The 25,290-nt window shown below is 58.6% G+C and carries 28 protein-coding genes, 3 tRNA genes and 1 pseudogene; 15 read left to right on the top strand and 17 right to left on the bottom strand.

Annotation, left to right across the window (positions count from 1 at the left end):
- The 7 genes from uvrC (at position 1) to PPUTUW4_RS12175 (ending at position 6,011) form a co-directional block, all read left to right on the top strand.
- Positions 1–1,824 (top strand): excinuclease ABC subunit UvrC, encoded by a 1,824-nt coding sequence (gene uvrC / locus PPUTUW4_RS12140; protein ID WP_015094912.1) that lies wholly within the window; start codon positions 1–3, stop codon positions 1,822–1,824.
- A gap of 32 nt (positions 1,825–1,856) precedes the next feature.
- Complete coding sequence (gene pgsA / locus PPUTUW4_RS12145) at positions 1,857–2,417, top strand: CDP-diacylglycerol--glycerol-3-phosphate 3-phosphatidyltransferase (protein ID WP_015094913.1); 561 nt, start codon at positions 1,857–1,859, stop codon at positions 2,415–2,417.
- A 63-nt stretch (positions 2,418–2,480) separates the two neighbouring features.
- Positions 2,481–2,556 (top strand) — tRNA-Gly (locus tag PPUTUW4_RS12150).
- A 47-nt stretch (positions 2,557–2,603) separates the two neighbouring features.
- Positions 2,604–2,677: transfer RNA gene (locus PPUTUW4_RS12155), tRNA-Cys, on the top strand.
- A 195-nt stretch (positions 2,678–2,872) separates the two neighbouring features.
- A tRNA-Leu gene (locus PPUTUW4_RS12160) sits at positions 2,873–2,959 on the top strand.
- Between the two features lie 250 nt (positions 2,960–3,209).
- Positions 3,210–4,757: a phospholipase D family protein gene (locus PPUTUW4_RS12165; RefSeq protein WP_015094914.1), complete on the top strand. Its 1,548-nt coding sequence runs from the start codon at positions 3,210–3,212 to the stop codon at positions 4,755–4,757.
- 648 nt (positions 4,758–5,405) lie between these two features.
- Entirely contained in the window at positions 5,406–6,011 is a 606-nt protein-coding gene (locus tag PPUTUW4_RS12175; RefSeq protein ID WP_015094916.1) for a hypothetical protein, read from the top strand.
- Between the two features lie 122 nt (positions 6,012–6,133).
- Here PPUTUW4_RS12175 and PPUTUW4_RS12180 read toward each other — a convergent pair whose 3' ends face one another.
- Positions 6,134–6,328 carry a hypothetical protein gene (locus tag PPUTUW4_RS12180; protein WP_015094917.1) on the bottom strand — a complete coding sequence of 65 codons (195 nt, stop codon included), beginning with the start codon at positions 6,326–6,328 and terminating at the stop codon, positions 6,134–6,136.
- 174 nt (positions 6,329–6,502) lie between these two features.
- Between PPUTUW4_RS12180 and PPUTUW4_RS12185 the strand changes: the two are divergent.
- A pseudogene (locus tag PPUTUW4_RS12185) lies at positions 6,503–6,757 on the top strand (TetR/AcrR family transcriptional regulator); the annotation flags it as partial.
- Between the two features lie 33 nt (positions 6,758–6,790).
- Here PPUTUW4_RS12185 and PPUTUW4_RS12190 read toward each other — a convergent pair.
- From PPUTUW4_RS12190 to PPUTUW4_RS12225, 8 genes are all read right to left on the bottom strand, one after another.
- Positions 6,791–7,075, bottom strand: a complete 285-nt coding sequence (locus PPUTUW4_RS12190; RefSeq protein WP_041474854.1) for a hypothetical protein — start codon at positions 7,073–7,075, stop codon at positions 6,791–6,793.
- 207 nt (positions 7,076–7,282) lie between these two features.
- Positions 7,283–7,513 carry a hypothetical protein gene (locus PPUTUW4_RS12195; protein ID WP_007975977.1) on the bottom strand — a complete coding sequence of 77 codons (231 nt, stop codon included), beginning with the start codon at positions 7,511–7,513 and terminating at the stop codon, positions 7,283–7,285.
- 130 nt (positions 7,514–7,643) lie between these two features.
- Positions 7,644–7,865 carry a hypothetical protein gene (locus tag PPUTUW4_RS12200; protein WP_015094919.1) on the bottom strand — a complete coding sequence of 74 codons (222 nt, stop codon included), beginning with the start codon at positions 7,863–7,865 and terminating at the stop codon, positions 7,644–7,646.
- A 72-nt stretch (positions 7,866–7,937) separates the two neighbouring features.
- Positions 7,938–8,963 (bottom strand): DNA topoisomerase IB, encoded by a 1,026-nt coding sequence (locus PPUTUW4_RS12205; RefSeq protein ID WP_015094920.1) that lies wholly within the window; start codon positions 8,961–8,963, stop codon positions 7,938–7,940.
- A gap of 75 nt (positions 8,964–9,038) precedes the next feature.
- Complete coding sequence (gene modC / locus PPUTUW4_RS12210) at positions 9,039–10,118, bottom strand: molybdenum ABC transporter ATP-binding protein (RefSeq protein ID WP_015094921.1); 1,080 nt, start codon at positions 10,116–10,118, stop codon at positions 9,039–9,041.
- A gap of 3 nt (positions 10,119–10,121) precedes the next feature.
- Entirely contained in the window at positions 10,122–10,802 is a 681-nt protein-coding gene (gene modB / locus PPUTUW4_RS12215; RefSeq protein WP_015094922.1) for a molybdate ABC transporter permease subunit, read from the bottom strand.
- A gap of 1 nt (position 10,803) precedes the next feature.
- Positions 10,804–11,571, bottom strand: a complete 768-nt coding sequence (gene modA, locus PPUTUW4_RS12220; RefSeq protein ID WP_015094923.1) for a molybdate ABC transporter substrate-binding protein — start codon at positions 11,569–11,571, stop codon at positions 10,804–10,806.
- A gap of 124 nt (positions 11,572–11,695) precedes the next feature.
- The gene (locus PPUTUW4_RS12225) at positions 11,696–12,763 is read right to left on the bottom strand and encodes a nitronate monooxygenase family protein (RefSeq protein ID WP_015094924.1); all 1,068 of its coding nucleotides are present in this window, start codon (positions 12,761–12,763) and stop codon (positions 11,696–11,698) included.
- Between the two features lie 213 nt (positions 12,764–12,976).
- On the opposite strand from PPUTUW4_RS12225, the gene PPUTUW4_RS12230 reads away from it, so the two are divergent.
- Positions 12,977–13,960 (top strand): MDR family oxidoreductase, encoded by a 984-nt coding sequence (locus PPUTUW4_RS12230; protein ID WP_015094925.1) that lies wholly within the window; start codon positions 12,977–12,979, stop codon positions 13,958–13,960.
- On the opposite strand, the gene ada is transcribed toward PPUTUW4_RS12230, so the two are convergent.
- The 5 genes from ada to PPUTUW4_RS12250 form a co-directional block, all read right to left on the bottom strand.
- A complete protein-coding gene (ada, locus tag PPUTUW4_RS12235) occupies positions 13,961–15,025 on the bottom strand; it encodes a bifunctional DNA-binding transcriptional regulator/O6-methylguanine-DNA methyltransferase Ada (protein ID WP_015094926.1) in 1,065 nt (354 codons plus the stop codon). It lies immediately after the preceding gene.
- 87 nt (positions 15,026–15,112) lie between these two features.
- Positions 15,113–15,793 (bottom strand): DNA oxidative demethylase AlkB, encoded by a 681-nt coding sequence (gene alkB / locus PPUTUW4_RS12240; RefSeq protein ID WP_015094927.1) that lies wholly within the window; start codon positions 15,791–15,793, stop codon positions 15,113–15,115.
- On the bottom strand, positions 15,783–16,487 hold the full coding sequence (locus tag PPUTUW4_RS12245) for a 2OG-Fe(II) oxygenase (protein ID WP_015094928.1): 705 nt from the start codon (positions 16,485–16,487) through the stop codon (positions 15,783–15,785). The genes alkB and PPUTUW4_RS12245 overlap by 11 nt, the downstream gene beginning before the upstream one ends.
- Positions 16,488–16,604: 117 nt before the next feature.
- On the bottom strand, positions 16,605–16,772 hold the full coding sequence (locus PPUTUW4_RS30030) for a hypothetical protein (RefSeq protein ID WP_008020806.1): 168 nt from the start codon (positions 16,770–16,772) through the stop codon (positions 16,605–16,607).
- A 37-nt stretch (positions 16,773–16,809) separates the two neighbouring features.
- A complete protein-coding gene (locus PPUTUW4_RS12250; RefSeq protein ID WP_007912251.1) occupies positions 16,810–17,112 on the bottom strand; it encodes a DUF1883 domain-containing protein in 303 nt (100 codons plus the stop codon).
- 201 nt (positions 17,113–17,313) lie between these two features.
- Between PPUTUW4_RS12250 and PPUTUW4_RS12255 the strand changes: the two genes are divergently transcribed.
- Positions 17,314–17,670 carry a hypothetical protein gene (locus PPUTUW4_RS12255; protein ID WP_015094929.1) on the top strand — a complete coding sequence of 119 codons (357 nt, stop codon included), beginning with the start codon at positions 17,314–17,316 and terminating at the stop codon, positions 17,668–17,670.
- A gap of 72 nt (positions 17,671–17,742) precedes the next feature.
- Entirely contained in the window at positions 17,743–17,973 is a 231-nt protein-coding gene (locus PPUTUW4_RS12260; protein WP_007975952.1) for a hypothetical protein, read from the top strand.
- Between the two features lie 11 nt (positions 17,974–17,984).
- Here PPUTUW4_RS12260 and PPUTUW4_RS12265 read toward each other — a convergent pair whose 3' ends face one another.
- A complete protein-coding gene (locus PPUTUW4_RS12265; RefSeq protein ID WP_015094930.1) occupies positions 17,985–18,266 on the bottom strand; it encodes a hypothetical protein in 282 nt (93 codons plus the stop codon).
- 137 nt (positions 18,267–18,403) lie between these two features.
- Entirely contained in the window at positions 18,404–18,592 is a 189-nt protein-coding gene (locus tag PPUTUW4_RS12270; protein WP_015094931.1) for a hypothetical protein, read from the bottom strand.
- A 289-nt stretch (positions 18,593–18,881) separates the two neighbouring features.
- On the opposite strand from PPUTUW4_RS12270, the gene galU reads away from it, so the two are divergent.
- The 3 genes from galU to gorA all read left to right on the top strand — a co-directional run bounded on the left by galU (position 18,882) and on the right by gorA (position 23,039).
- The gene (galU, locus tag PPUTUW4_RS12275) at positions 18,882–19,721 is read left to right on the top strand and encodes a UTP--glucose-1-phosphate uridylyltransferase GalU (RefSeq protein WP_007975949.1); all 840 of its coding nucleotides are present in this window, start codon (positions 18,882–18,884) and stop codon (positions 19,719–19,721) included.
- A 337-nt stretch (positions 19,722–20,058) separates the two neighbouring features.
- Complete coding sequence (locus tag PPUTUW4_RS12280) at positions 20,059–21,573, top strand: MFS transporter (protein WP_015094932.1); 1,515 nt, start codon at positions 20,059–20,061, stop codon at positions 21,571–21,573.
- A gap of 107 nt (positions 21,574–21,680) precedes the next feature.
- Positions 21,681–23,039 carry a glutathione-disulfide reductase gene (gorA, locus tag PPUTUW4_RS12285; protein ID WP_015094933.1) on the top strand — a complete coding sequence of 453 codons (1,359 nt, stop codon included), beginning with the start codon at positions 21,681–21,683 and terminating at the stop codon, positions 23,037–23,039.
- Here gorA and PPUTUW4_RS12290 read toward each other — a convergent pair.
- Positions 23,036–24,046 carry a DNA-binding protein gene (locus PPUTUW4_RS12290; protein ID WP_015094934.1) on the bottom strand — a complete coding sequence of 337 codons (1,011 nt, stop codon included), beginning with the start codon at positions 24,044–24,046 and terminating at the stop codon, positions 23,036–23,038. The two genes, gorA and PPUTUW4_RS12290, sit on opposite strands and share 4 nt — an antisense overlap.
- A 293-nt stretch (positions 24,047–24,339) precedes the next feature.
- On the opposite strand from PPUTUW4_RS12290, the gene PPUTUW4_RS12295 reads away from it, so the two are divergent.
- Positions 24,340–25,278 carry a site-specific integrase gene (locus PPUTUW4_RS12295; protein WP_015094935.1) on the top strand — a complete coding sequence of 313 codons (939 nt, stop codon included), beginning with the start codon at positions 24,340–24,342 and terminating at the stop codon, positions 25,276–25,278.
- The last annotated feature ends 12 nt before the right edge of the window (positions 25,279–25,290 follow it).

Consider the following 25,290-nt stretch of genomic DNA (forward strand, 5'->3'; position numbering starts at 1 on the left):
ATGACCGAAACCTTTGATCCGAGCGCCTTTCTGTCGACCGTCAGCGGGCGCCCCGGCGTGTACCGCATGTTCGACAGCGAAGCGCGGTTGCTTTACGTCGGCAAGGCGAAAAACCTCAAGAATCGCCTGTCGAGTTACTTTCGCAAGACCGGGCTTGCCCCCAAGACCGCCGCACTGGTAGCGCGTATCGCCCAGGTCGAAACGACGATCACGGCCAACGAAACCGAAGCCTTGCTGCTCGAGCAGACGCTGATCAAGGAATGGCGCCCGCCCTATAACATCCTGCTGCGCGACGACAAATCCTATCCCTATGTCTTTCTCTCCGACGGAGAGTTTCCGCGCCTGAGCATTCATCGCGGTGCGAAAAAGGCCAAGGGCAAGTATTTCGGTCCTTACCCCAGCGCCGGCGCGATCCGCGAAAGCCTGAGCCTGCTGCAAAAGACGTTTTTCGTTCGGCAATGCGAAGACAGCTATTACAAGAACCGCACCCGTCCTTGCCTGCAATACCAGATCAAACGCTGCAAGGCACCCTGCGTCGGGCTGGTGGAACCCCAGGTGTACGCCGAAGACGTGCGCCACTCGGTGATGTTTCTTGAAGGACGCAGCAGCGCGCTGACTGACGAGTTGTCTGCCGGGATGGAAGAAGCGGCGATCAATCTGGAGTTCGAGCGAGCGGCCGAGCTGCGGGACCAGATTGCGTTGCTGCGCCGGGTCCAGGACCAGCAGAGCATGGAAGGCGGGACCGGGGACGTCGATGTGATCGCCGCGTTCGTCAACCCGGGCGGTGCCTGTGTGCACTTGATCAGCGTGCGGGGCGGGCGGGTGTTGGGCAGCAAGAACTTCTTCCCTCAAGTCGGTATTGAAGAAGATGTTTCTGAAGTCATGGCCGCGTTTCTTGGCCAATACTTCATCAGCAGCCCTGAACGCGACTTGCCCAGCGAGTTGATCGTCAATGTGGTCCACGATGACTTTCCAACACTGATCGCGGCCATCGACGAGCTGCGCGGTCGTGAATTGACCATCAGCCATCGCGTGCGTGGTACGCGAGCGCGCTGGCAGCAATTGGCCGTGACCAATGCCGAGCAGGCGCTGAATGCGCGCCTGGCGAATCGTCAGCACATTACGGCGCGCTTCGATGCACTGGCCGAGGTGCTGAAACTCGATGAGCCTCCACAACGCCTGGAGTGCTACGACATCAGTCACTCCAGTGGCGAGGCGACAGTGGCGTCCTGCGTGGTCTTCGGCCCCGAAGGCCCGATCAAGTCCGATTACCGCCGGTACAACATCGAGGGTGTTACGGCCGGCGATGATTACGCGGCGATGCACCAGGCGTTGACCCGACGTTTCAGCAAACTGAAGGACGGGGAGGGCAAGCTGCCGGATATCCTGCTGGTGGATGGTGGTAAAGGTCAGTTGTCCATGGCCCGTGACGTGCTCGATGAACTGGCCGTACCTGATCTGATCCTGCTCGGCGTGGCAAAAGGCGCGACGCGCAAGGCCGGTTTCGAAACCCTGTACCTGAACGACGCCGCGCATGAATTCACCTTGCGCGGCGATTCTCCCGCGCTGCATCTGATCCAGCAGATTCGCGACGAAGCCCACCGATTTGCCATTACCGGGCACCGCGCCCGGCGTGGAAAAACCCGTCGGACGTCTACACTGGAAGGCGTCGCTGGCGTCGGTCCAACACGTCGGCGGGATTTGTTGAAACATTTTGGTGGATTGCAGGAGCTGTCTCGTGCAAGCATCGAAGAAATTGCCAAAACCCCCGGGATCAGTAAAAAGCTCGCAGAGTTGATTTATGCAAATCTGCACAGCGAGTAGAATGCCCCCTCACCTCGTAGCCAGTTGTGCCGATGAATATCCCTAATCTGATTACCGTTCTACGCGTTCTGCTCATTCCGATCTTCATTTTGCTGTTCTACCTGCCTTACCAGTGGAGCTACCTGGCTTCCGCCTCGGTCTTCGCCTTTGCTGCCGCCACCGACTGGCTGGACGGCTACCTGGCCCGCCGCCTGGAACAAAGCACACCGTTCGGGGCTTTTCTCGATCCGGTTGCCGACAAGCTGATGGTCGCGGTTGCGCTGGTACTGTTGGTGCAGGAACACGCAAACCTGTGGCTCACGCTGCCGGCTGCCGTGATCATCGGTCGAGAAATTGTCGTCTCGGCCCTGCGCGAATGGATGGCCGAACTGGGCGCACGTGCCCACGTCGCCGTATCGAACCTTGGCAAATGGAAAACCGCCGCGCAAATGCTCGCGCTGGTGATCCTGCTGGCCAATCCCAAGGATTTCAGTTTCTGGGTCTTGCTGGGCTATACGCTGCTGATGGTGTCGGCCGGCCTGACTTTGTGGTCGATGGTCCAGTACCTGCGGGCTGCCTGGCCACATCTGAAGACCGACGTTGAAAAGAAATAAAACTTTTTTGAATCAAAGGGTTGACGGGGCTTCTGGATTCTATAGAATGCGCCACACCAAGACGCGGGAATAGCTCAGTTGGTAGAGCACGACCTTGCCAAGGTCGGGGTCGCGAGTTCGAGTCTCGTTTCCCGCTCCAAGTTTGTACGCATTTGATGTCGCGCTACTAGATATCAAATGTTTTGAGGCCGAGTAGCAAAATGGTTATGCAGCGGATTGCAAATCCGCCTACGCCGGTTCGATTCCGACCTCGGCCTCCACTAATAAACAAGCTCCGTAGATCTATGATTTACGGAGCTTTTTTATTTTCAGCAGCCTGCAAGATTTAGTCTTGAAAAGGGTATTTGCGAACTTGCTTCACCGGGGCGGGATGTATATATTTCCACCTCTGCTGCACAGGCGTCAGAATTGCCAGATCGTTATTTGGCACAACCTGGACGATTCACCGCGCTACCGCCCGAATGGCGAAACTGGTAGACGCATGGGACTTAAAATCCCCCGCTCGTAAGGGCGTGCCGGTTCGATTCCGGCTTCGGGCACCATGAATATCAAGGGCTTGCGTGAGATACCTCATGCAGGCCCTTAGTTTTTTCCGCCATCAAAAAATCTTTTTCGCAATTCTCTACTGCCCGGCTGCATCTCTGCAGGGAACCGGTAAATTTCGACACGTTGCCTGAAACGGGCTTTACTGGAAAAAGTCGTGCGGATTATCGAGGGCTGCATGTTCTCGGCAGCCGGTACTGGCTGGATGCCGGGTCCCTATCTACACCCGTCGATGTTGAGGGCCAGCCCATGTCCCGGTTCCTCTGCGCCATGTTGTTCGCGATGCTGCTAGTCGGCTGCGCCACCACGCGCTTGCCCCATGACTTCAGCGAGGCGATCCCTGCCAGCGAATCGGCTTTCGGGCGTTCGATCCAGGCTCAGGCCGCCGCGCATGAGGGGCGTTCGGGTTTTCGCTTGCTGCCCAACAGCAGTGAAGCATTCCGGGCGCGCGCCGAGTTGATCCGCAATGCGCAGAAATCCGTCGATCTGCAGTATTACATCGTGCATAACGGTCTCAGCACCCGGGCACTGGTTAATGAAATGCTGCTGGCTGCCGATCGCGGCGTACGGATACGTATGCTGCTCGATGACACGGCCACCGACGGCCAGGAAGAAGTCATCGCTACCCTGGCGGTGCACCCGAACATCCATATCCGCGTCTTCAACCCTTTGCATCTGGGTCGCAGCACCGTGGTGACTCGAACCATGGGTCGCTTGCTTGATCTTTCCCAGCAGCACCGACGCATGCACAACAAACTGTGGCTGGCTGACAACAGCGCAGCCATCGTCGGCGGACGCAACCTGGGGGATGAATATTTCGACGCCAAGCCCGATCTCAACTTCACCGATATGGACCTGCTTTGCATCGGCCCGGTCGCCGAGCAGTTGGGGCACAGCTTCGATCAGTACTGGAACAGCGCCTTGAGCCAGTCGATCAGTGACTTCCAGATCAACAAGCCGACAGCACAGGACTTGCTCGAGAGCCGCCAACGTCTGGAGCAATCGCTCCAGTCCTCACGTACCGAGCACAGGGCTTTGTACAACCATCTCATGACCTACCAGACTCGACCGCAACTCGAGACTTGGCGCAAGCAGCTGATCTGGGCCCATAGCACGGCGATGTGGGACGCTCCGAGCAAGGTCCTGGCTGACGGCGAACCGGCACGCGCGTTATTGATGGCCACACAACTGCGGCCTGAACTCGATGGCGTCAGCAACGAGCTGATCATGATGTCGGCCTACTTCGTCCCGCAAAAGTCGGGCATGGACTATCTACTGGGTCGTGCCGATGCCGGCGTTGATGTGCGCCTGCTGACCAACTCACTGGAAGCCACCGATGTGCCGGCGGTGCATGGCGGCTATGCACCGTATCGCAAGACGCTGCTCGAACATGGCGTGAAACTCTTTGAGCTGCGGCGTCAGCCGGACGATCCCGGCCGCAGCTCTTCGTTTGGATTCAGTGGTGGCTCGGACTCCAGCCTGCACACCAAGGCCATGATCCTGGACAAGCAGAAGGTGTTCATCGGTTCGTTCAATTTCGACCCGCGTTCAGTGTTCTGGAACACTGAAGTCGGGGTCCTGGTCGACAGTCCCGAACTGGCCGGCTACGTGCGCCAGGCGGCGCTTGAGGGCATGGCGCCGGCCATGAGTTACCAGGCCCGACTGGAAAACGGCGAAGTCGTCTGGTTCACCGAGGACGACGGCCGCCAACATACCTTGCGCAAGGAACCCGGCGGCAAATGGCGCAGCTTCAAAGCCTGGCTCAGCGACAAGGTCGGTCTGGAGAAGATGCTCTGAATCGAAACCCGGAGTCCCTCTCTGGTCTCGTCGTGCAACAGGGATTTACAAAGAACCCGTTCGATAAGGGTGACGTGATCAAGCTGGAGGTCTTCTGACGTTTTTGCCTGCACCTGCCTGACTCAGGCACCTTGCAGGAGCTGGCTTGCCAGCGATGGTCGTTAACGAAAACGCGTGTGAACTGGATAAACGCGGCGCGCTTGAGTTCATCGCCAGCAGGCTGGCTTCTACAGTTTCAGCGTGGGCACGGCCCCTTGTGGGAGCTGGCTTGCCAGCGATGGTCGTTAACGAAAACGCGTGTGAACTGGATAAACGCGGCGCGCTTGAGTCCATCGCCAGCAGGCTGGCTCCTACAGTTTCAGCGTGGGCACGGTCCCTTGTGGGAGCTGGCTTGCCAGCGATGGTCGTTAACGATAACGCGGGGGAGCTGGATGAACGCGGCGCACTGGAGTCCATCGCCAGCAGGCTGGCTCCTACAGTTTCAGCGTGGGCACGGTCCCTTGTGGGAGCTGGCTTGCCAGCGATGGTCGTTAACGATAACGCGTGTGAACTGGATGAACGCGGGGCACTTGAGTTCATCGCCAGTAGGCTGGCTCCTACAGTAGTTACCCGGGATTGTGCGAAGAACCTTATTTTTGAGCGTGATGAATGACACAACGAAATATTTTGCTGTTGGCTTTGTTGTTCATGTTTTTGACAGGTTGCACAACGACTCCACCCAAGGATCAAGACAATCTCTGCAGTATTTACCGTGAATATCCAGACTGGTACGAGGACTCGCTGGAAATGCAGAGTGAGTATGGGACGCCTCTGCATGTGGCCATGGCCATCATGAAGCAGGAAAGCAGCTACGTGGCGGACGCATTGCCGCCGCGTGACTACCTGCTCTGGGTGATTCCCTGGGGGCGAGTCAGTTCGGCCTATGGTTATGCGCAGGCTCAGGACCCGGTGTGGGGTGAGTACAAGGACAGTACTGGCAACGGCGGTTCACGTGACAGTTTCGACGACGCGATCATGTTTATCGGCTGGTACACCACTGGCACGCAACGTCAGCTCGGAATCTCCAAATGGGACACTTACAATCAGTACCTGGCTTATCACGAGGGGCGTGGGGGCTTTAGCCGCAATTCCTATCGCAGTAAGCCGTGGCTGATGCAGGTTGCCAGGAAAGTGCAAAAGCAATCAGAGATTTACAACGCCCAACTCAAGCAGTGTCGCCAGGCGCTGGAAGATGATCGCAGTGGGTGGTTCTAGCGCGGCAAAGACTCCGCTAGCGGGCGTTATGCGGGATCAAGGGCTTGCCAGCGAAAGCCGATGCAAGCCCTTGCGGTTTCTGCGCCATCATTTCTGTCTTGATGGTGGTTGCCGGATTTTTTTCAGGAAGCCGGGCCGGTCTTGCGACGATCGTTGCCGGTCGGGTTGCCGGTGTTGATCAGCCTTCTTTCCTGCAACACGTTTTCCAACGCCTGGCGGTCTGACGGGGTCAATTGATGCTCTCGCTCCTTGAGTTCCAGCAGGATCGGGGTGGACCACTGGCGGTAGGTTTGTTCGGCACTACGATTGAGTGACATGCGTTTTCTCCTTGATCAGGCTCCTGCCAATTAAGGCGCCGCAGTTCGGTACGCAAGAGACCCTAGCCGACGAACCCTGTTCTCGCCAATGCATTACATCGTACGCCCATTTCCCCAGATGCCCGCAGCCGCCGTGGGCTGCACGTAGTCGCTGAAATCGCGGGCCGGCCGTCGAGTTCCGTCATCCGAACGCTTGCCGAACGCTACAACGCTGAGAGCCGTCGTTGCATTGAACAGGCATTGCAGGCTGTCGAGGATGCCCAGGGGTTGCAGGCCGCCTATTGGCAGTTGCTTTTGATCTGGCACTTGGGCGAGGCGACCATGCGGCTGGCTGTCACTTGTACGCCAGAGGAAGGGCGCGCGCTGGTCGAGGCATTCAAGCGCATGTCCCTGCGCGAGGTCATGGAGCCAGCGTGCAGGGACATCTGATCGCAGTAAAAGCCTGGTAGCTGTTTCAATTACTTAGACGAAAGGTTGGCCGGCAAATCCCCGTGGCAGTCGTTGCAGGCCGGCCATCGCGGTCAGTCGTTCGGTCCAGGCTGAACGCCAGTTATCGGCGGTGTGCACGGCTTTGGCTTTGCGTGCTGCGCGGCGGGCAGCGTTGCGTTCGGTCTTGCGGGCTTCTTTGTAGGCGTCGGTGTTTCGGCAGCTTCTGCATTTCACCCGATTGAGTTCGCGGGTCGATACCAGGTTGTTGCCGTGGTGACCGCAGGCCAGGTGCCCGCTGACTTTGAAATGAGTGACCATTGGAACGTCTCCTTGGTGACATGTGATCGGTTGACCCCACAAGAGCGGTGACGTTCGATTGGTTTTGCGCAACAAAAAATCCCGGCACGAGGTCGGGTTGCAAGAGAGGGTGAAAACTCGGCAGGCAGCCAGCTATCCGGAGGCGTCAGTGCCACCGGTCATGCTGCCCGAATCGGGCCTGTCCTCGTACCTCGAATCCGTGGCGGATCATCTGAACCGAGGCAGAGGCCGGTCGACAGGCTGGAGAGAAGACAGTGTGTGCCGGATCAGCGGCGTGTCCTTCTCGATGTCGTTCAGGCGATCACGAATTCTGAGGGCGGTGGGGTGTCCGCCTTGATGATCGACCCAGTCGGCGATTTCCTTGCAGGCTGCAGCCAGGCGCGCCTGACGGGAGTCCAGCAAGGTGAGCAGGGTGGTGATGGACTCTTTTTCGGACATGGGAGACACCTCCGTTCAAGAAACCTGGTGTGGCAGCAAAAAGCCCGCCGGGAGCGAGCTTTCTGCCGTTGGGGTCGCTGTTCCTTCAGCCATTTCAGTATAGACCCGTTAAAAAATGGTGACAGGCCCCTCAACTTTGTCGGGCTGTCACTTGTGATTTGGCGTTCAACTGCCGGCAAACACGCAGAGCGTCTTCTTCAGTGTCGTAGCCATCTCCGATAAAACCTTGGGTGCGGGTATCGGCGATGCGATACCAGACTGCGGCATCCGGAGGCAGATGGTCATTTTCACCCTCACGACGGCCATGAATGATGATCTTGTTGCAACGCTTCACGACGAAAATGTCTTCCATGGCGTCTCCGCAGCGGATTCGTGTTCAGTTCAACTATAGAAGTCATTGGTGATCGTGCAAAAAATAGGCAGGTCAACTCGTCGGTTCAGGCGCGGCGGGAATTCTCTCAAGGAAGTTCGCCAGCCCGACCTCCTCGGCCGATAGCCCCTTGCGCGCCCTGGTTCTTGGCAGTTGCGCCAGGTCACCGAGAAGGAAACCGTCCAGCACCGCGGGGTGGATATAGCATTTGCGGCACACCGCCGGGGTATTGCCGAGCTGCCTGGCAACATTCTTGACCATTTCCACCAGGTGCCGCCTGGCGTCTGTTTCAGGCTCCCACTGCAGTTTGCGCAACATCGCCAGAGCCAGGACGCTGCCGGCCCAGGTGCGGTAATCCTTGGCGGTGAAATCGGCGCCGGTGAGGGTTTGCAAATAGCTGTTGATGTCGGATGAACTGACGGTGTGCCGGTCTCCGTTTTCATCCAGATACTGAAACAGGTTCTGCCCGGGAATGTCCTGGCAGCGTTTGATGATCCGCGCCAGTCTTCGGTCTTTCACGGTGATCTGGTGCTCGACGCCACTTTTACCGCGGAACTGGAACAGGATGGCACTGCCGTTGATCTCCACATGGCGGCTGCGCAAGGTCGTCAGGCCGTAGGAGCGGTTGTCCCGGGCATATTGGCTGTTGCCGATACGGATCAACGTCGTGTCCAGCAGGGTGATGACCGTGGCCATGACTTTGTCGCGACTGAATCCCGGTGCGGCCAATTCGGCTTCCAGTCGCTGACGCAGTTTCGGCAAGGCCAGCCCGAACTCACGCAGGCGCAAGTATTTGTCGGCGTCGCGCACCTCCCGCCAGCGCGGATGATAACGGTATTGTTTGCGACCCCGGGCATCCCGCCCGGTGGCCTGCAGGTGCCCGCATGGATCGGCGCAGATCCACACCTGGGTATAGGCGGGTGGCACCGCGAGTGCGTTGAGGCGTTTGATCGCCTCCGGGTCGGTGATGCGCTGGCCCGCCGGGTTGAAATAGGCGAATCTTCCGCGCAGTTTCCTGCGGGTGATGCCCGGCTGAGTGTCATCGACATAATGCAGGTCAGGTGGCAGTGCGTCGGGCATGACAGGCGTCCAGGGCGAGGAATCACGGGGCGTTACAGCCATGGACCGCGCCCCGCTGCAGTCGTGCCGGCGGATTTACGCCAGCACCGCGACCGCTTTGATGAGTGCCCAGAGTTGCTGGCCAGGGTGGATGTTCAGGTGATCACGGGAATAACGCGTGATCCGCGCCAGCAGCGGCGTTCCGGCCGCATCCAGGCGAATCAGCACATGGGCGGCGTTGTCGGCGTTCATTTCACTGACCACGGTGACCGGCAGGCGATTGAGAATGCTGCTTTGCCCGGCACTGTGCAGGTTCAGGCTGACATCCCGCGCCTGGACCTTGCAGCGCAGTGCCTGGCCTGCATCCATGGGCGTATGCGGTACTCGAATGTTGAGGCTGGTGCCGGGCAATTGCAGGCTCAGCAATTGATAGTCGGCGTCATAGGCGCTGACGCGGCCTTCGATCACCACGCCGGCGTCGTCCCCCATGGCCAGAGGCAAGTCGAGGCGCGCCAGGGTCTGGCCGATCGGGCCGCTGGCCAGTGCCTTGCCGTTGCTGAGCAACACGATATGGTCGGCCAGCCGCGCGACCTCATCCTGGGAGTGGCTGACGTACAGCACCGGAATGTCGAGTTCGTCGTGCAGGCGTTGCAAGTAGGGCAGGATTTCACTTTTGCGTTGGGCATCCAGTGCGGCCAGTGGCTCGTCCATCAACAACAGTTTCGGGCTGGTGAGCAAGGCGCGGGCGATACCGACGCGCTGTCGTTCGCCGCCCGAAAGGTGTTGCGGGCGTCGATCCAGCAAATGGCTGATGCCCAGCAACTCGCTGGCGTGGGCCATGTCGACCCGACGCTGCGGCTTCGGGATGCGCTTGAGGCCAAACTCCAGGTTGGCCAGCACCGACAGATGAGGAAACAGGCTGGCTTCCTGGAACACGTAGCCCAGCGCGCGTTTGTACGGCGCGACGAAAACCTTGTTTGCGCTGTCTTGCCAGACTTCATCATTGACCTGGATAAAACCCTGATCGGCTCGTTCCAGGCCGGCGATGCAGCGCAGGCAAGTGGTCTTGCCCGAACCGGAATGACCGTAAAGTGCTGTGACGCCACGGCCCGGCAGTTGCAGGTCGACGTCCAGGGCGAAGCCCGGGTAATCCAGTTTCAGGCGCATATAAATCATCGGTCAGCTCCAGCCCGCTTTGGTTTTTCGGCTGGAATACAGCGCCAGCAAGACGACAAACGAGAACACCAGCATCGCCCCGGCCAGCCAATGGGCCTGGGCGTATTCCATGGCTTCGACGTGATCGTAGATCTGCACCGAGACCACGCGGGTCTTCTCGGGAATATTGCCACCGATCATCAGCACTACGCCGAACTCGCCGACGGTGTGGGCGAAACCGAGAATGGCGGCGGTAATGAAACCGGGGCGGGCCAATGGCAGCGTCACGCTGAAAAAGGTATCCCAGGGATTGGCCCGCAGCGTCGCGGCCACTTCGAGGGGGCGCGTGCCAATGGCGGAAAAAGCGTTTTGCAGCGGCTGGACGACAAAGGGCATCGAATACAACACCGAACCGATGACCAGGCCTGCAAAACTGAACGTGAGGGTGCCAAGGCCGAGTGATTGGGTGAACTGGCCAATGAACCCGTGAGGGCCTAACGCCAGCAACAGATAAAAACCGATCACGGTTGGTGGCAGCACCAGGGGCAGGGCGACAATCGCCCCTACCGGGCCGCGCAACCAGGAGCGGGTGCGCGAAAGCCATAACGCAATCGGAGTGCCGACAATCAGCAGGATGACGGTCGTCAGGGACGCCAGTTTCAGGGTCAGCCAGATGGCGGAAAAATCGGCACTCGATAGCGACATTTTAGATTTCGTAGCCGTAGGACTTGATGACAGCTGCCGCTTTCGGCCCCTTGAGGTAGTCAACCAATGCCTTGGCGGCCGGGTTGTCCTTGCCTTTGTTGAGAATCACGGCGTCCTGTTTGATCGGGTCGTGCAGGCTGGCCGGAACGATCCAGGCCGAACCGCTGGTGATCTTGCCGTCCTTGTAGATCTGCGACAGGGCGACAAAACCCAGCTCGGCGTTGCCGGTGGAGACGAACTGATAGGCCTGGGTGATGTTCTGGCCTTCAACGATCTTGTCCTTGACCTTGTCGGTCAGACCTTCTTTGGCCAGCACCTGGGTTGCCGCCAGGCCGTAAGGCGCAGCCTTCGGATTGGCAATGGACAGGTGCTGGTATTCGTTCTTTCTCAGCACATCGCCCTTGGCATCGACGTAGCCTTCCTTGGCCGACCATAGCGCCAGGGTGCCGACTGCGTAGGTGAAGCGCGAACCCTTGACGGTGTCGCCTTCAGCCTCGAGTTTTTTCGGGGTGCTGTCGTCTGCCGAGAGGAACACTTCGAACGGCGCGCCGTTTTTGATCTGGGTGTAGAACTGGCCGGTGGCACCAAAGGCGGTGACCAGTTTATGCCCGGTATCCTTTTCGAAATCAGCGGCAATGGCCTGGATGGGCGCGGTGAAGTTGGCAGCGACAGCCACCTGGACTTCGTCCGCCTGGGCTGAGCCGAAGGCAAATATGGCGAGCAGGCTCGTGAGGCACGCAGGGGCAAAACGTGAGACGCAAATAGTCATGAAACGGCTCCGTTAAAGGCAATTGCAGCAAGGGTAAATCGTTATGTACATAAATATATAGCGAATTGCCTTTTAACGGAATGTATTGCCAAAAAACTGTATACAATTTTGACGAAAGTGAAGTTCAGGGGCGACCCAGCAGCCTCGCCAGTCCTTCTTCAGCCAGTTTTCGAGTCAGCGCCTCGGTGGTCAATTCAACGCCGAGAGTAAATGCCTGGCCGGCCCAGAGGTTGCTGAAGTCCGCTTCACCTTTGGCCCGCAACGGCATCAACGCGCCACCGGCCAAAGGGAAGGCCGGAGCCTTGGCGCTCATGGGTCCCAGTTCGCGCATCACCCGATTAAGAATGCCCCGGGCCGGGCGACCGGTGAACACGTTGGTAACCGCCGTCTCGCTTTCCTTGGCGGTGCGCAACGCTTTGTGATGGGACGGGCTGACCTTGGCCTCCGGGGTGAACAGGTACGCGGTGCCCACCTGTACCGCCGAAGCGCCCAGCATGAAGGCGGCGGCGACGCCCCGTGCGTCAGCGATACCGCCAGCGGCAATCACCGGCACTTTCACTGCATCGACGACTTGTGGCACCAGGGCGAACGTGCCCACCTGGCTGCTCAGGTCATCGCTGAGGAACATCCCGCGATGGCCTCCGGCCTCAAAACCCATGGCAATGATCGCATCGCAACCATGCTGCTCCAGCCATACGGCTTCTTCGATGGTGGTGGCCGAGGACAACACTTTCGCACCGGTGGCTTTGACCCGGTCCAGCAGGGATTTTTCCGGCAGGCCAAAGTGAAAGCTCACCACTTCGGGGCGAAATTCTTCGATCACTTGGCAGGCCGCGTCATCGAACGGCGCCCGATTGGACACGGCGGTTGGCGCAGCGAAATCGGCGCCGAGTTCCTGGTAGTAGGGCTGCAGCAGGTTTTTCCAGTCCTGCGCGCGTTGCTCATCAGGGGCTGGAGGCTGATGACAGAAGAAATTGACGTTGATCGGGCGCCGGGTGTGTTGGCGGATGGTTTTCAGCTCTTCGCGCAGTTGATCGATGCTGAGCATCGCCGCGGGCATCGAGCCGAGGCCGCCGGCATTGCAGGCCGCAATCACCATGGACGAGTTTGTGGCACCGGCCATCGGCCCCTGAATGATCGGCAGTTCGATCCCGAGCAGGTCAAGAATGCGGGTATCTGGCCATTGGTTCATGTGCTGTATTCTCCGACGTTGAAGCAGGGCAGGGACGGTAGAACAGGATTTGTAACGCAACGATTGGCGCAAGGCCAGTCGTCATTTGAGTTCACCGGGCTTTCTTCGGTGCCCGACGGGTCGGTTGATTGGCTTAAAGTCGGGTACGACAATCCGTTGCCATGTGTTATTTCAAATGCACCACAACCCGACTGATTCCATTGAGAGGCCTTAATGTTCAAAGGTATTTTGATCGACAAAGACGACAGCGGTTACCGGGCCACACTGCAAGAGATCCAGGACGATCAGTTACCCGAGGGCGATGTCACGGTGCGTGTCGCCTACAGCACGCTGAACTTCAAGGATGGTCTGGCGATCACCGGCAGCAGTCCGGTGGTGCGCAAATTCCCGATGGTGCCGGGCATCGATCTGGCCGGTGTGGTCGAGGTCAGCGGGCATCCGGACTACAAGGTCGGTGACCATGTCCTGCTCAATGGCTGGGGCGTAGGGGAAGGGCATTGGGGCGGCCTGGCGCAGAAAGCTCGCCTGAACGGTGACTGGCTGATCCCGCTGCCCAAGGCATTCACCGCCGCCCAGGCGATGGCCATCGGTACGGCGGGCTACACGGCCATGCTGTGCATCCTGGCTTTGGAGCATAACGGGGTGACGCCGGGGCAGGGTGAAATCCTGGTGACCGGCGCCAACGGTGGCGTCGGCAGTTTCGCCATCGCGTTGCTGAGCAAGCTCGGCTACCGGGTGGTCGCGTCCACCGGACGTACGTCGGAGCACGACTACCTGAAGCAACTGGGCGCCAGCGAAATCATCGATCGCGCCACCTTGTCCGAGCCGGGCAAACCCTTGGCCAAGGAGCGCTGGGCGGCCGTCATCGATTCGGTCGGCAGCCACACCCTGGCCAATGCGTGCGCCAGCACCAAGGCCAATGGCACGGTCGCGGCCTGCGGTTTGGCGCAGGGCATGGACTTTCCGGCGTCCGTTGCGCCATTCATCCTGCGCGGTGTGACCCTGGCCGGCATCAACAGCGTGACCCAGCCCAAAGCCAAACGCGTGGAGGCCTGGAGTCGCCTGGCCAAGGACCTGGACTTCAACCTGTTGCCGTTGATCAGTCACGAAATTGGCTTGAGCGAAGCCATCGAGGCCGCACCGCGCTTGCTTGCCGGGCAGTTGCGCGGGCGCGTGGTGGTGGATGTGAATCGCTGATTACCGCGATTCGCGCTCCAGCAACTGGCGTTTACGCTCGACACCCCAGCGATAGCCCGAGAGATTGCCATCGCTGCGCACCACGCGATGGCACGGGATCGCCACGGCCAGGCTGTTCGCGCCGCAGGCTTGAGCGACGGCGCGAACGGCTTTGGGCGAACCGATGCGTAGCGCGACATCGGCGTAGCTCGCCGTGCTGCCGACAGGAATCTCCCGCAGCGCTTGCCAGACCCGTTCCTGGAATGCGGTGCCGCGCACGTCCAATGGCAGGTCCAGGCCAATGGCCGGGGCCTCGATAAAGCCGACGACCCTGGCAATCAATTGCTCGAATTCATGATCGGCACCTATCAAATTGGCTCGCCGGAACTTGTCTTGCAGATCACAGACCAGTTGGTGCGGATCATCACCGAGCAAAATTGCGCAAACCCCGCGTTCACTTTGCGCCACCAGAATCGCCCCCAGCGAACACTGGCCGACGGCAAAACGAATGTCGTTGTTTTGCCCGGCCGCGCGGTAGTCCCCGGGTTTCATTCCGAGCAGTTGGTCGGCCGCTTCGTAAAACCGGCTGTTGGAGTTGAAGCCGGCGTCATACAGGGCATCGGTCACCGAGCCGCCGTCTGCCAGACGCTCGCGCACCTTGCGCGAACGATGGGCATCGGCGTAGCCCTTGGGCGTCAGGCCGGTGACGGCTTTGAACACGCGATGGAAATGGAAGCTGCTCAATCCCGCAGCTTCGGCCAATTCGCCCAGGGTGGGCAGCGTTTCGGCGCGTTCAATCTGGCGGCAGGCAGCGGCCACTGTGGCGGCATGCTGCGCAGCGAGTTCGCTCTGGTCCTTTGCCGCGCGCTTGCTCGGACGATACCCCGCGGCCCGGGCCTGTTCGGCGCTATCGAAGAACTCGACATTGTGTGGCTTGGGCAGGCGTGCGAGGCTGCTGGGGTTGCAGTAGATGCCTGTGGTCTTCACGGCATAGACAAACTGCCCGTCAGCCTTGGGATCGCGCGCGACCACGGCGGCCCAGCGCGGATCGTTTTCGGTGGTGATCTTGGTCGATCGGGTTGTCATGGCGTCACGTCCTTTGAGGAGTTGCCTGCACATTAACCATGGGGCAATTCCCACACACTCCGGCGCTTGCGGTCAAATTCGAAGTCTTCATCCGGCGGTGCGGAAGGTGAAGTTGATGCGTTGCTCGCCCAGCCTCGGGTGGCAGCCGTCCTTGATCGGCAATACGCCGTGATAACGCAGGCGATCCATGCCACCCCAGACCACGATGTCACCATGCAGCAGGGGGATGCGCTGGCTTTTGTCACTGCGTGCAAAACCGCCGAACAGGAAGATCGCCGGCAAGCCCAGCGATACCGAAACGATGGGGGCTGCGTAGGAATGTTCGTCCTTGTCTTGATGCAATGACATTTTTGCCCCGGGGATGTAGCGGTTGATCAGGCAGGAATCGGGCACAAAGTCGCTGAAGTCCGCAGCCTGCGCCGCCGCTTGTGCCAATTGGAGAAACACCTCGGGCATCAATGGCCAGGGCTGACCGGTCTGAGGATCGTGACGGGTGTAGCGGTATCCGGTGCGGTCCGTGGTCCAGCCGAATGTGCCACAACTGCTCAGGGCGACCGACATGGTAAAGCCGCCGGGCGTGACCATCTGCCGAAACGGCGCGGCCAGCAGCACCGCCTCCAGCGCGGGCAGCAAACGCTCGAACCAGGGCAGGGCAAAACCTCTGAGCACCCAGGATTGTTCGCCGATCTGCTCGCGTCGGGGCTCTTGCTCGGGCTCTGCATCGGCAAACAGATCGAAAGTCAGCGGGTACATGGACTCATGTCGCATCGTGAAAGATGATTCCAAGGGTATGCCGTTTGCCGCTGTGCAGGCGACTCACGCCGTGGCGCAGGGTCACGCGGTAGTAACCGCGAGTGCCTTTGACCGGCCGCTGGTTGACGGCAAAGATCAGCCCGTCACCTTTCTTCAGGTCGATGACCATCGGCCGTGACTGCATCCGCGGGCGTTGTTCGGTCATGACAAATTCGCCGCCGGTGAAGTCTTGATCGGGGTCTGACAGCAGAATCGCCACTTGCAATGGGAAAACGTGCTCACCGTACAGATCCTGATGCAGGCAGTTGTAGTCCTGCGGACCATATTGCAGCAACAAGGGTGTCGGACGGTTCTGACCAGCTGCATGACAGCGCTCGAGGAAGGCCGGATGAGTGCCAGGAAAACGCTGCGGCAAGCCCATTTGTTCATGCCAGCGATTGGCGATGGGCACCAGGCGCGGGTAGAGCGCGCTGCGCAAGCGAGTCACAAGGTCCGGCAACGGGTAGCTGAAATATTTGTACTCGCCGCGGCCGAAGCCGTGACGAGCCATCACCACGTGCGAGCGAAAGGGCTCGGTCCGGGGGTACAGGGCGCTGACCTGATCACAAGCCTTGTGGCTCAGCAGTGAAGGGATGACGGCGTAACCGTCCAGGTCAAGTTGCTGTTCCAGCCGGGGCCAGTCCAGCCGCTCCAGATATTGCTCGCTCATTGCCGGGCCTCTTGTGGTTGAGGTGGCCAGTCTGCAAGACATGAATGAAGCAGGCACTCCGGCGCTTGCGGTCGAACTGCGAACGGGAGCCGACGTCCATTGTCGCTCCGGATTGCGTTACAGCGCTTTGCTGACGCTGATTTCGCTGATGACGTCGTCCGGTCCATGAATGGCATCCAGCGCCGCTTTGGCTTCTTCTGCGGTGCCGTTTTCAAGCTGGGCAAACTCGAAGCGGCGCTCACCGTTGAGTTTGTATTTGATGACGTACTTGGTCGTTTGGGCCACGGTCGTATCTGCCTGTCTTGTGTTTCGGGTGTGCTGATCAGCTCAGTTTCGTGCTGGAACGGCGAATGATTTTGATCGAATGCGTCAGGGTGGGCTTGCGCGTCACGCTGATAGCGCGGCGGTTGACGGTGTCGATCGTGATGTTCCAGAAACCGGTGCTGGGGGCGGTGATGCGTGCCGGAAACGTGTCGAACGCTCCGCCGTGATAGGTGTGACGGCCGCCATTCTTGAAGCTGCGGAAGTTGGCGTCGTTCATCAAACGGATGTTGCACATTTGGGAGCATTGAATGACGACGATGTCGTCTTCATTGAGGTGCTCGCGCTGATGGATAAATTTCATGGGGCGCCTCCAGAAGGGCTTTTTCTACAAAATCAAAACGATAGCATGGGCGATGGGCGCAGTTTATCAGCCTGAAGGCCTTATTATCCGGCCGCCTTGACAATAAAAAACGCTAATTTCACCTTTGATGAGCGATAAAGCAGTTTGCCTCGGAGAAAAAACGCATCTGCGTTGTCCGAGCCTCTTTATCGGAGGTTTTGTATGAAGTGGGGTTTGTGGGTTGTTTCGCTGGCGGCATTGGTGAGTGGTTGTGCGAACGTCTCTGACATCAACGAGTCACTGCCGACCATGAGCGTGATTTCTGGCAAGAAACCCCATGAATATGCGCAATGCCTCAGCGAAAAACTGACCGACAGTCGTGGCGCCTTGCAAATCGAACCGCACAAGGATGGCCTGCGTGTGATCGTGCCGCTCAAGTTTTCCACGGGGCCGTCAGCCGTATTCGACATTGAAGAGCGCTCCGGTGGCAGCAGCATCAAGCTGCACGAAAGCATGTCCAACGTCCCGGTGCGTCCAAAGGATGTACAGAAGGCTGCCACCGAGTGCATTTCCGGCTGATAAACTATCGACCAACAGCACCGATGCCGCCAAAGCCTGTTTTTGGCGGCATCGTCATTTCTGGAGTCGACTATGAAACGAGAGCAGGTCCGGGAGCGTCATGCAGAGGGACTTATCTCTGCCACCCATGTGATACAGAATCCGGCGGAGCTGGGGGAATGGATCGTGTTTTTCAAGAAAAGCGCCGGGCGCAGCTATTTCCTGGTGGATGACAATGATGAAGTCGAGTCCTTTGGCAAACTCGACGATCTGATTGAAACGGTGCGCGGACTCGGGATCAGGTTCGCCGAAATTCATCTGTAGGGCAGAGCGCCCTATTTGCAGACCACCACGACGCTACGGTTCTTGTAATTGCCGATATCGGCGCCGAGGGTTTTTTCACTGACCTTGAGCGCTGGCGTGCCGTCGGTGCCGACAATCCGGTAGCCGGTACCTGCACAGGAGGCATCGGCCTTTTCGTAGCAGGCGGCCCAGGAATTCGCCTCTCCCGAGCAATCGATCGTCAGACCCTGCTCTCCGTTGCCCAGGTAGGTTTCTTCCGACGTTGCGCAGCCGCTCAGGGCCAATACCGCTAGCAAAGGCAAAATTTTATTCATGGTTTGATCATCGTCAGGGGGGTGGGCTAAGGCTGAGACAGCGTCGGACTCAAAAGGTTATAGCCAAAGGCCACTTCTTTTTCGGTGTTCATAAAAAAGCCCTGCGCCACGGCAGGGCTTTTCGCATCGTACGTCGATCAGCTCTTGTCCTTGCCACGTCGCTTGGGTTCCGGATGCTCAAGCTCCAGCACCGAGGCCACTTCGATTGCCAAGGTTTCGGAAAGGAAAGGCCCGGCGATATTTTCACCGGCGACACTGGCCACCCACCATTGGCCGTCTTTCACCTTGTTGATCAGGAATCCGTTGACGCTTTTTACTTCCGACATCTATTTGCCTCGTTGTCTGGTTCAATCGCGCCATGATACCGGCAAACGCACGCAACGGGGCCGATGGGCGTATGGTGATGGGTTCCGGGCGCTAGAAAGCCGTGCATTTGCGCCAGTCTCTGCTATGTATAAGAGGCTGTGCAATCGCCTGTGCAACCTCGCAGGGAACTATCCGCCAGAATAATTCTCTATGTTGGCATCAGTTAGCCAGCGCGGGGGCATTGTAAGGTGCGCGCCGCCTGATTAGACTGCGCCGAAACTCGTACACACAGCCCTTTCAAGGACTTTTATGATCAAGAAATGCTTGTTCCCAGCAGCCGGTTACGGTACTCGCTTCCTGCCAGCGACTAAAGCCATGCCCAAAGAAATGCTGCCGGTGGTGAACAAGCCACTGATCCAGTACGGCGTCGAAGAAGCACTGGATGCCGGCTTGAACGAAATCTCCATCGTTACAGGTCGCGGCAAGCGCGCCCTGGAAGACCACTTCGACATCAGCTACGAGCTGGAAAACCAGATCAAGGGCACCGACAAGGAGAAATACCTGGTCGGCATCCGTCGCCTGCTGGATGAGTGCTCGTTCTCCTACACTCGCCAGACAGAAATGAAAGGCCTGGGTCATGCGATCCTGACCGGTCGCCCGCTGATCGGCGACGAGCCGTTCGCCGTGGTGTTGGCGGATGACCTGTGCGTCAACCTGGAAGGTGACGGCGTACTCAAGCAGATGGTCAAGCTGTACAAGCAGTATCGCTGCACCATCGTCGCGATCATGGAAGTGGACCCGCAGGAAACCAGCAAGTACGGCGTGATTGCAGGCGACCTGATTGGTGACGACCTGTACCGCGTGCGCAACATGGTCGAGAAACCAAAGCCGGAAGATGCCCCGTCGAACCTGGCGATCATCGGTCGTTACATCATGACGCCGGACATCTTCAGCCTGATCGAACAAACCGAGCCAGGCAAAGGCGGCGAAATCCAGATCACTGACGCCCTGATGAAACAGGCGCAGGATGGATGCGTGATTGCCTACAAGTTCAAAGGCAAGCGTTTCGACTGCGGTGGCGCTGAAGGCTACATCGACGCGACCAACTTCTGCTTCGAGAACTTCTACAAGACGGGCAAGGCTTATTGATAGCGCTTGAGCTGCTTGTATTGAATTCACCTTCTCAGTTTGTGTAACAACAAACAGATGAAGGTCCAGGCAAACGCCCCGACTTGTTCGGGGCGTTTGCTTTTGTGCTGGCTCAAGTATGCAGGGATCGGGAAGGTAGGCATCGCCTGACATCCATCGGTAGGCGTTGCGAAAGAAAATCCTGATTTATTAATTGCAGGGGCAAACGATGATTGTTGCGACTAAAAACCTCTGTATTAAATGGGATGTACCAGAGCCGGCTTGCTCGGTGTGACTAATGTCAGGTCAAGGGCACGCTTAAAGTCGCTGGGGTTTATGAGGAAATGGAGTTTCGTGAATGGCGTTCACAGGAGGCGTGACCCTAAAACGGTGGTTGGCTCTAAGCGTACTGATGCTACCGGTATTGCTGGTAACAATTGACAATACGGTACTTGGATTCGCGTTGCCAAAGATTGCCGAGGCCCTGAGTCCAAGTGCTAGCCAGCAGTTGTGGATGATCGATGCTTATTCCTTGGTATTGGCGGGATTGCTGGTATCGATGGGGAGTGTGGGAGATCGGGTCGGTCATCGTAAGTTGTTGTTGATCGGGTCCTTGGGTTTTGCGATTGTGTCGGTATTAACCGCGTATTCCGATACCGCCGCGCAACTGATTGCCGGGCGAGCTTGTATGGGCGTTTTCGGCGCAATGCTGATGCCCTCAACGCTGGCGTTGATACGTTCGGTGTTCGAGGACCGAGAAGAACGCAGGCTCGCAGTCGCGATCTGGGCGACGACGTTGACGGTAGGTTCGGCACTCGGTCCTTTGGTGGGCGGGGTGTTGCTGGAATTCTTCAGTTGGGGGGCGATTTTCCTGTTGGCGGTGCCCGTGTTGGTGCCACTGCTGGTGCTGGGGCCACTGTTGTTGCCCGAATCCGAGCGCGATGCTTCAGGACCGTTGGATCCGATAAGCATCCTGCAATCGATGGTAGCCCTTGGTGCCATTGTTTATGGCATTAAGCACAGCGCCAGTAATGGTATCGACTGGATGGCGCTGACAGCATTTGCAGTAGGCGCAGTTGCGGGATGGATGTTTGTGTTTCGACAGTTACGTTTGTCAGTGCCGCTGATGGATCTGAGTCTGTTTCGTAGTGGCGCCTTTAGCGGCTCTGTCGCGATCAATTTGATGAGTCTCGCGTTTCTCGTCGGCTTCGTATTCTTTACCACTCAGTTCCTGCAGATCGTTCTTCAGATGTCGCCCTTGAGTGCTAGCCTCGCGTTGGTTCCTGGTCAGGTTATGGCGATCATAGTGGGAATGGCGGTCGTACCAATTGCACGGCGATTACAGGTGCATGTGCTGATACCGATTCTGATGGCTTTTGCTGGAGCGGCGTTTTTGCTGGTCGCCACTATGGGCAGTAGCCTGACCGTTCTGGTGGTGGCTTTTGCCTTGTTGAACATTGGCGTGGGCGCGATCGCGACGGTGTCCAATGATGTGATTTTGTCTGCCGCACCGCCGGCAAAGGCAGGCGCCGCGTCGGCCATTAGCGAAACGGCCTATGAAGTAGGCGTAGTTCTGGGGACGACAGTGCTAGGTGGTGTCGTCACCGCCTACTATCGCGGTGCATTGCAGCTTCCGAGCTTCCTGAGCGAAGTGCAGATGATGCTGGCGAGTGAGACGCTGTCTGGCGCCTATCATGTGGCGGCCGACTTGTCGGGTGATCAAGCAAGGGAATTGATGGCGCAGGCGGGAAGGGCATTCGAAGGTGGAATCGGTTTGGTTTCGTGGGTGACGTTCGGCTTGGCACTCATGGCGATTTTGATTGCTTGGCGCACTCTGCGGACACCGAAAACGCAATCCGCAGAGGGGCATTGATCGAAAACGAAGATTGGGTCGCGCATTGCCCAGCCTGAGCATTTCAGCACAATGCTTGCTCAGCGGCTGTCCGCAGGTATGCTGTTGGCCTGCCGAGGAGATTGAAAATGGCCTACGATTTTGACCTTTATGTGATTGGTGCCGGTTCCGGCGGTGTACGGGCTGCGCGGTTTGCCGCCGGGTTTGGCGCGAAAGTGGCGGTGGCCGAGAGTCGCTACCTGGGCGGCACCTGTGTGAACGTCGGTTGCGTACCGAAAAAATTGCTGGTCTACGGTGCGCACTTCGCCGAGGACTTCGAGCAGGCATCCGGTTTTGGCTGGAGCCTGGATGAAGCGCAGTTCGATTGGGCTACGCTGATCGCCAACAAGGACCATGAGATCAATCGCCTCAATGGCATTTATCGCAACCTGCTGGTCAACAGCGGCGTGACCTTGCATGAGGGGCACGCGAAGATCGTCGATCCGCATCAGGTCGAGATCAATGGCGAGCGCTTTACCGCCAGGAACATCCTGATCGCGACCGGTGGCTGGCCACAGATTCCGGAGATTCCGGGGCACGAGCATGCCATCAGTTCCAACCAGGCGTTCTTCCTCAAAGAGCTGCCCAAGCGGGTGTTGGTGGTGGGCGGTGGCTACATTGCCGTCGAGTTCGCCGGGATCTTCCATGGTCTGGGCGCCCAGACCACGTTGCTGTATCGCGGCGAACTGTTCCTGCGCGGCTTTGACGGTTCGGTGCGCAAGCACTTGCAGGAAGAGTTGACCAAGCGTGGCATGAACCTGCAATTCAACGCGGACATCGAGCGTATCGACAAGCAGGCCGATGGCAGCTTGAAAGTCACGCTCAAGGACGGCCGCAAGCTGGAAGCCGATTGTGTGTTCTACGCCACCGGGCGTCGTCCGATGCTGGACAATCTCGGGCTGGAAAACACCGGGGTCAAGCTCGACAAGAAGGGTTTTGTCGAGGTCGACGAACTGTATCAGACCGCCGAGCCGTCGATCCTGGCGCTGGGCGATGTGATCGGTCGTGTTCAGCTGACGCCGGTCGCGCTGGCTGAAGGCATGGCGGTTGCGCGACGCCTGTTCAAGCCTGAGCAGTATCGTGCGGTGGATTACAAGATGATCCCGACGGCGGTATTCAGCCTGCCGAACATCGGCACCGTCGGTTTGACCGAAGAAGAGGCCCGCGAAGCCGGCCACGAGGTGCAGATCTTCGAAAGCCGCTTCCGGCCAATGAAGCTGACCCTGACAGAGTGCCAGGAGCGCACGCTGATGAAGCTGGTGGTGGATGCCAAGACTGACAAGGTATTGGGTTGCCACATGGTCGGTCCGGATGCCGGTGAGATCGTCCAGGGCCTGGCGATCGCCTTGAAGGCCGGCGCCACCAAGCGCGACTTCGACGAAACCATCGGCGTGCACCCGACGGCCGCCGAAGAGTTCGTCACCATGCGCACGCCGGTCGCCGGTTAATCGTCCTTCGCTGCGTCTGCCGCTGCCGCAAGGGTCGCGGCCAGACGTATGTGTTCTTCCAGATCCGTCCGGGTTCTGGTCAGTTCAATTTCCAGTGACTTGTTGAGCTGCGATTGCTCATCGAAGTTCTGTTTGAGTGCCTGACTTTCCAGCAGGGCGACGCGCAGGCGTTCCTGGAGGAGAGTGCGTTCGCCGTCGACGCGGGTGGCCTGTTCCAGCAACTGATCCTGGCGGGTATTGCTTTGTTTGAGCTGTTCCTGCAGCAGGCTCAGCTCGCGCAGTGTGCCGCGGTTTTCAGTCAGCAAGCGTTCGTTGTCACGGTGCAATTGAGTGATTTCATCCTGGCGTACCAGTGCGCTTTGTTGTGCCTGGCGCAGTTCCATCTGTAGCTGTTGCACCTGGCCTTCGTGGCGACTCATTTCCTGTTCGCGCTGTTCCTTGACCGCATTGCGGTAGTGCTCCAGTGCGTCGCGGGTGTGCAGGTGCTTTTCCTCGAGGGAGCGGATCTGCTCGTCCTTGTCTTTCAAGCGCAATTCGAAATCGGCCAGCGCCTGGTTCATCCCGGCGTTACGGGTTTGCTCCGTTTGCAGCATGGCGCGGGTTTCTTGCAGGGCCTCGGATTCCTGAGTCAGTGCCAGGCTCTGGAACTCGTATTGCTGGTGCAGTTCGCTGTTGGCCTCTTGCGCTTCGTCGAGCTGTTTTTCCAGCGCCTTGCGTTGTTCCTCGTACTGCGTGCGCGCCTGGTCGATGGGTTCCTGTGCCTGCTCCTTGAGTCTTTGTGCGAGCCGCGCCACCAGCGCCATCAGTTCGTCGTCAATCGGTTCCGCTGGCGCTTCAACCGTCTCGTTCCTGTCATCGAGCTCTTTAAGGTAGCGATGAATCGTGGTTTTCGAGCCGGTATTGCCCATTTCGATCCGTACGGCATCGATGCTGGGGTTTTCGCCACGGGCGAGGATCGCCAACCGAGCGGCTTGCACCACCGCTTTATTTACACCGCCGCGTGCCATGAGATCTCCCGGGTTTTGTTGATGTGGTACGTACCACGTAAATACACATTGTACCATTCAATTGATAAAGTTAAATACTGAATGCAATTAACACGGGATATACTGGTATTACCCCGTGTGATAGCAGTTTCGAGGTATTCCTCGCGCTATTTCCGTACACATACCCTTGTAGGAGCGAGCTTGCTCGCGATAACCCCAAGACCGCCGCGGGGCACCTGCCAACCAGCGTCATCGTTAACGATCATCGCGAGCAGGCTCGCTCCTACAAGTCGGTCAAAACAGGTTCATGTCCTATGAGCGATCTGGATCGCTATCTGCAAGCCGCGACTCGCGACAACACCCGTCGCAGCTATCGGGCGGCCATCGAACACTTCGAAGTCACGTGGGGCGGTTTTCTGCCGGCAACCGGTGACAGCGTGGCGCGCTACCTGGTGGCGCATGCCGGGGTGTTGTCGATCAATACGCTGAAACTGCGCTTGTCGGCCTTGGCGCAGTGGCACAACAGCCAGGGTTTTGCCGACCCCACCAAGGCGCCGGTGGTGCGCAAGGTGTTCAAGGGCATCCGTGCGTTGCATCCGGCCCAGGAAAAACAGGCCGAACCCTTGCAGCTTCAACACCTGGAGCAGGTGGTCAGTCGTCTGGAGCTGGAAGTGCAAATCGCAAAGGCCGAAGGCGACCGACCGGGATTGCTGCGGGCCAGGCGCGACATGGCGTTGATCCTGCTGGGCTTCTGGCGCGGCTTTCGCAGCGACGAGTTGTGCAGGCTTCAGGTTGAACACGTGCAGGCCAGCGCCGGTTCCGGCATCAGCCTTTATCTGCCGCGCAGCAAGAGTGATCGCGACAACCTCGGCAAGACTTATCAGACGCCGGCCTTGCAGCGGTTGTGCCCGGTGCAGGCTTACATCGAATGGATCACCGAAGCGGCACTGGTGCGTGGGCCGGTGTTTCGTGGCATCGATCGCTGGGGGCATCTGGGTGAGGAGGGGTTGCACGCCAACAGCGTGATTCCCTTGTTGCGCCAGGCGTTGGCGCGCGCAGGCATTGCCGGCGAACTCTACACCAGCCATTCCTTGCGCCGTGGCTTTGCGACCTGGGCCCATCAAAGTGGTTGGGATCTGAAGTCGCTGATGAGTTATGTGGGCTGGAAGGACATGAAGTCGGCCATGCGCTACATCGAAGTCAGTCCGTTCCTCGGGATGGCGCGCCTCACGGAAAAGCCGATTGAGTCCTAGAGATCGTTTTCT

The sequence above is a fragment of the Pseudomonas sp. UW4 genome, assembly GCF_000316175.1.
Lineage (GTDB): Bacteria > Pseudomonadota > Gammaproteobacteria > Pseudomonadales > Pseudomonadaceae > Aquipseudomonas > Aquipseudomonas laurylsulfatiphila.

Excerpts from the sequence above, each read along its gene's own strand:
- PPUTUW4_RS12260 (WP_007975952.1), top strand. The coding sequence starts at position 17,743 with ATGAAACGAGAGCAGGTCCGGGAGCGTCATGCAGAGGGACTTATCTCT.
- PPUTUW4_RS12200 (WP_015094919.1), bottom strand. The coding sequence starts at position 7,865 with ATGGAAGACATTTTCGTCGTGAAGCGTTGCAACAAGATCATCATTCAT.
- ada (WP_015094926.1), bottom strand. The coding sequence starts at position 15,025 with ATGACAACCCGATCGACCAAGATCACCACCGAAAACGATCCGCGCTGG.
- alkB (WP_015094927.1), bottom strand. The coding sequence starts at position 15,793 with ATGCGACATGAGTCCATGTACCCGCTGACTTTCGATCTGTTTGCCGAT.
- PPUTUW4_RS12290 (WP_015094934.1), bottom strand. The coding sequence starts at position 24,046 with ATGGCACGCGGCGGTGTAAATAAAGCGGTGGTGCAAGCCGCTCGGTTG.
- PPUTUW4_RS12295 (WP_015094935.1), top strand. The coding sequence starts at position 24,340 with ATGAGCGATCTGGATCGCTATCTGCAAGCCGCGACTCGCGACAACACC.
- PPUTUW4_RS12250 (WP_007912251.1), bottom strand. The coding sequence starts at position 17,112 with ATGAAATTTATCCATCAGCGCGAGCACCTCAATGAAGACGACATCGTC.
- gorA (WP_015094933.1), top strand. The coding sequence starts at position 21,681 with ATGGCCTACGATTTTGACCTTTATGTGATTGGTGCCGGTTCCGGCGGT.
- PPUTUW4_RS12175 (WP_015094916.1), top strand. The coding sequence starts at position 5,406 with ATGACACAACGAAATATTTTGCTGTTGGCTTTGTTGTTCATGTTTTTG.
- modC (WP_015094921.1), bottom strand. The coding sequence starts at position 10,118 with ATGATTTATATGCGCCTGAAACTGGATTACCCGGGCTTCGCCCTGGAC.
- PPUTUW4_RS12265 (WP_015094930.1), bottom strand. The coding sequence starts at position 18,266 with ATGAATAAAATTTTGCCTTTGCTAGCGGTATTGGCCCTGAGCGGCTGC.
- PPUTUW4_RS12205 (WP_015094920.1), bottom strand. The coding sequence starts at position 8,963 with ATGCCCGACGCACTGCCACCTGACCTGCATTATGTCGATGACACTCAG.
- PPUTUW4_RS12280 (WP_015094932.1), top strand. The coding sequence starts at position 20,059 with ATGGCGTTCACAGGAGGCGTGACCCTAAAACGGTGGTTGGCTCTAAGC.
- modA (WP_015094923.1), bottom strand. The coding sequence starts at position 11,571 with ATGACTATTTGCGTCTCACGTTTTGCCCCTGCGTGCCTCACGAGCCTG.
- PPUTUW4_RS12180 (WP_015094917.1), bottom strand. The coding sequence starts at position 6,328 with ATGTCACTCAATCGTAGTGCCGAACAAACCTACCGCCAGTGGTCCACC.
- pgsA (WP_015094913.1), top strand. The coding sequence starts at position 1,857 with ATGAATATCCCTAATCTGATTACCGTTCTACGCGTTCTGCTCATTCCG.
- PPUTUW4_RS12195 (WP_007975977.1), bottom strand. The coding sequence starts at position 7,513 with ATGTCCGAAAAAGAGTCCATCACCACCCTGCTCACCTTGCTGGACTCC.
- modB (WP_015094922.1), bottom strand. The coding sequence starts at position 10,802 with ATGTCGCTATCGAGTGCCGATTTTTCCGCCATCTGGCTGACCCTGAAA.
- PPUTUW4_RS12190 (WP_041474854.1), bottom strand. The coding sequence starts at position 7,075 with ATGGTCACTCATTTCAAAGTCAGCGGGCACCTGGCCTGCGGTCACCAC.
- galU (WP_007975949.1), top strand. The coding sequence starts at position 18,882 with ATGATCAAGAAATGCTTGTTCCCAGCAGCCGGTTACGGTACTCGCTTC.
- PPUTUW4_RS12225 (WP_015094924.1), bottom strand. The coding sequence starts at position 12,763 with ATGAACCAATGGCCAGATACCCGCATTCTTGACCTGCTCGGGATCGAA.
- PPUTUW4_RS12270 (WP_015094931.1), bottom strand. The coding sequence starts at position 18,592 with ATGTCGGAAGTAAAAAGCGTCAACGGATTCCTGATCAACAAGGTGAAA.
- PPUTUW4_RS12245 (WP_015094928.1), bottom strand. The coding sequence starts at position 16,487 with ATGAGCGAGCAATATCTGGAGCGGCTGGACTGGCCCCGGCTGGAACAG.
- PPUTUW4_RS12165 (WP_015094914.1), top strand. The coding sequence starts at position 3,210 with ATGTCCCGGTTCCTCTGCGCCATGTTGTTCGCGATGCTGCTAGTCGGC.
- PPUTUW4_RS12230 (WP_015094925.1), top strand. The coding sequence starts at position 12,977 with ATGTTCAAAGGTATTTTGATCGACAAAGACGACAGCGGTTACCGGGCC.
- PPUTUW4_RS12255 (WP_015094929.1), top strand. The coding sequence starts at position 17,314 with ATGAAGTGGGGTTTGTGGGTTGTTTCGCTGGCGGCATTGGTGAGTGGT.
- uvrC (WP_015094912.1), top strand. The coding sequence starts at position 1 with ATGACCGAAACCTTTGATCCGAGCGCCTTTCTGTCGACCGTCAGCGGG.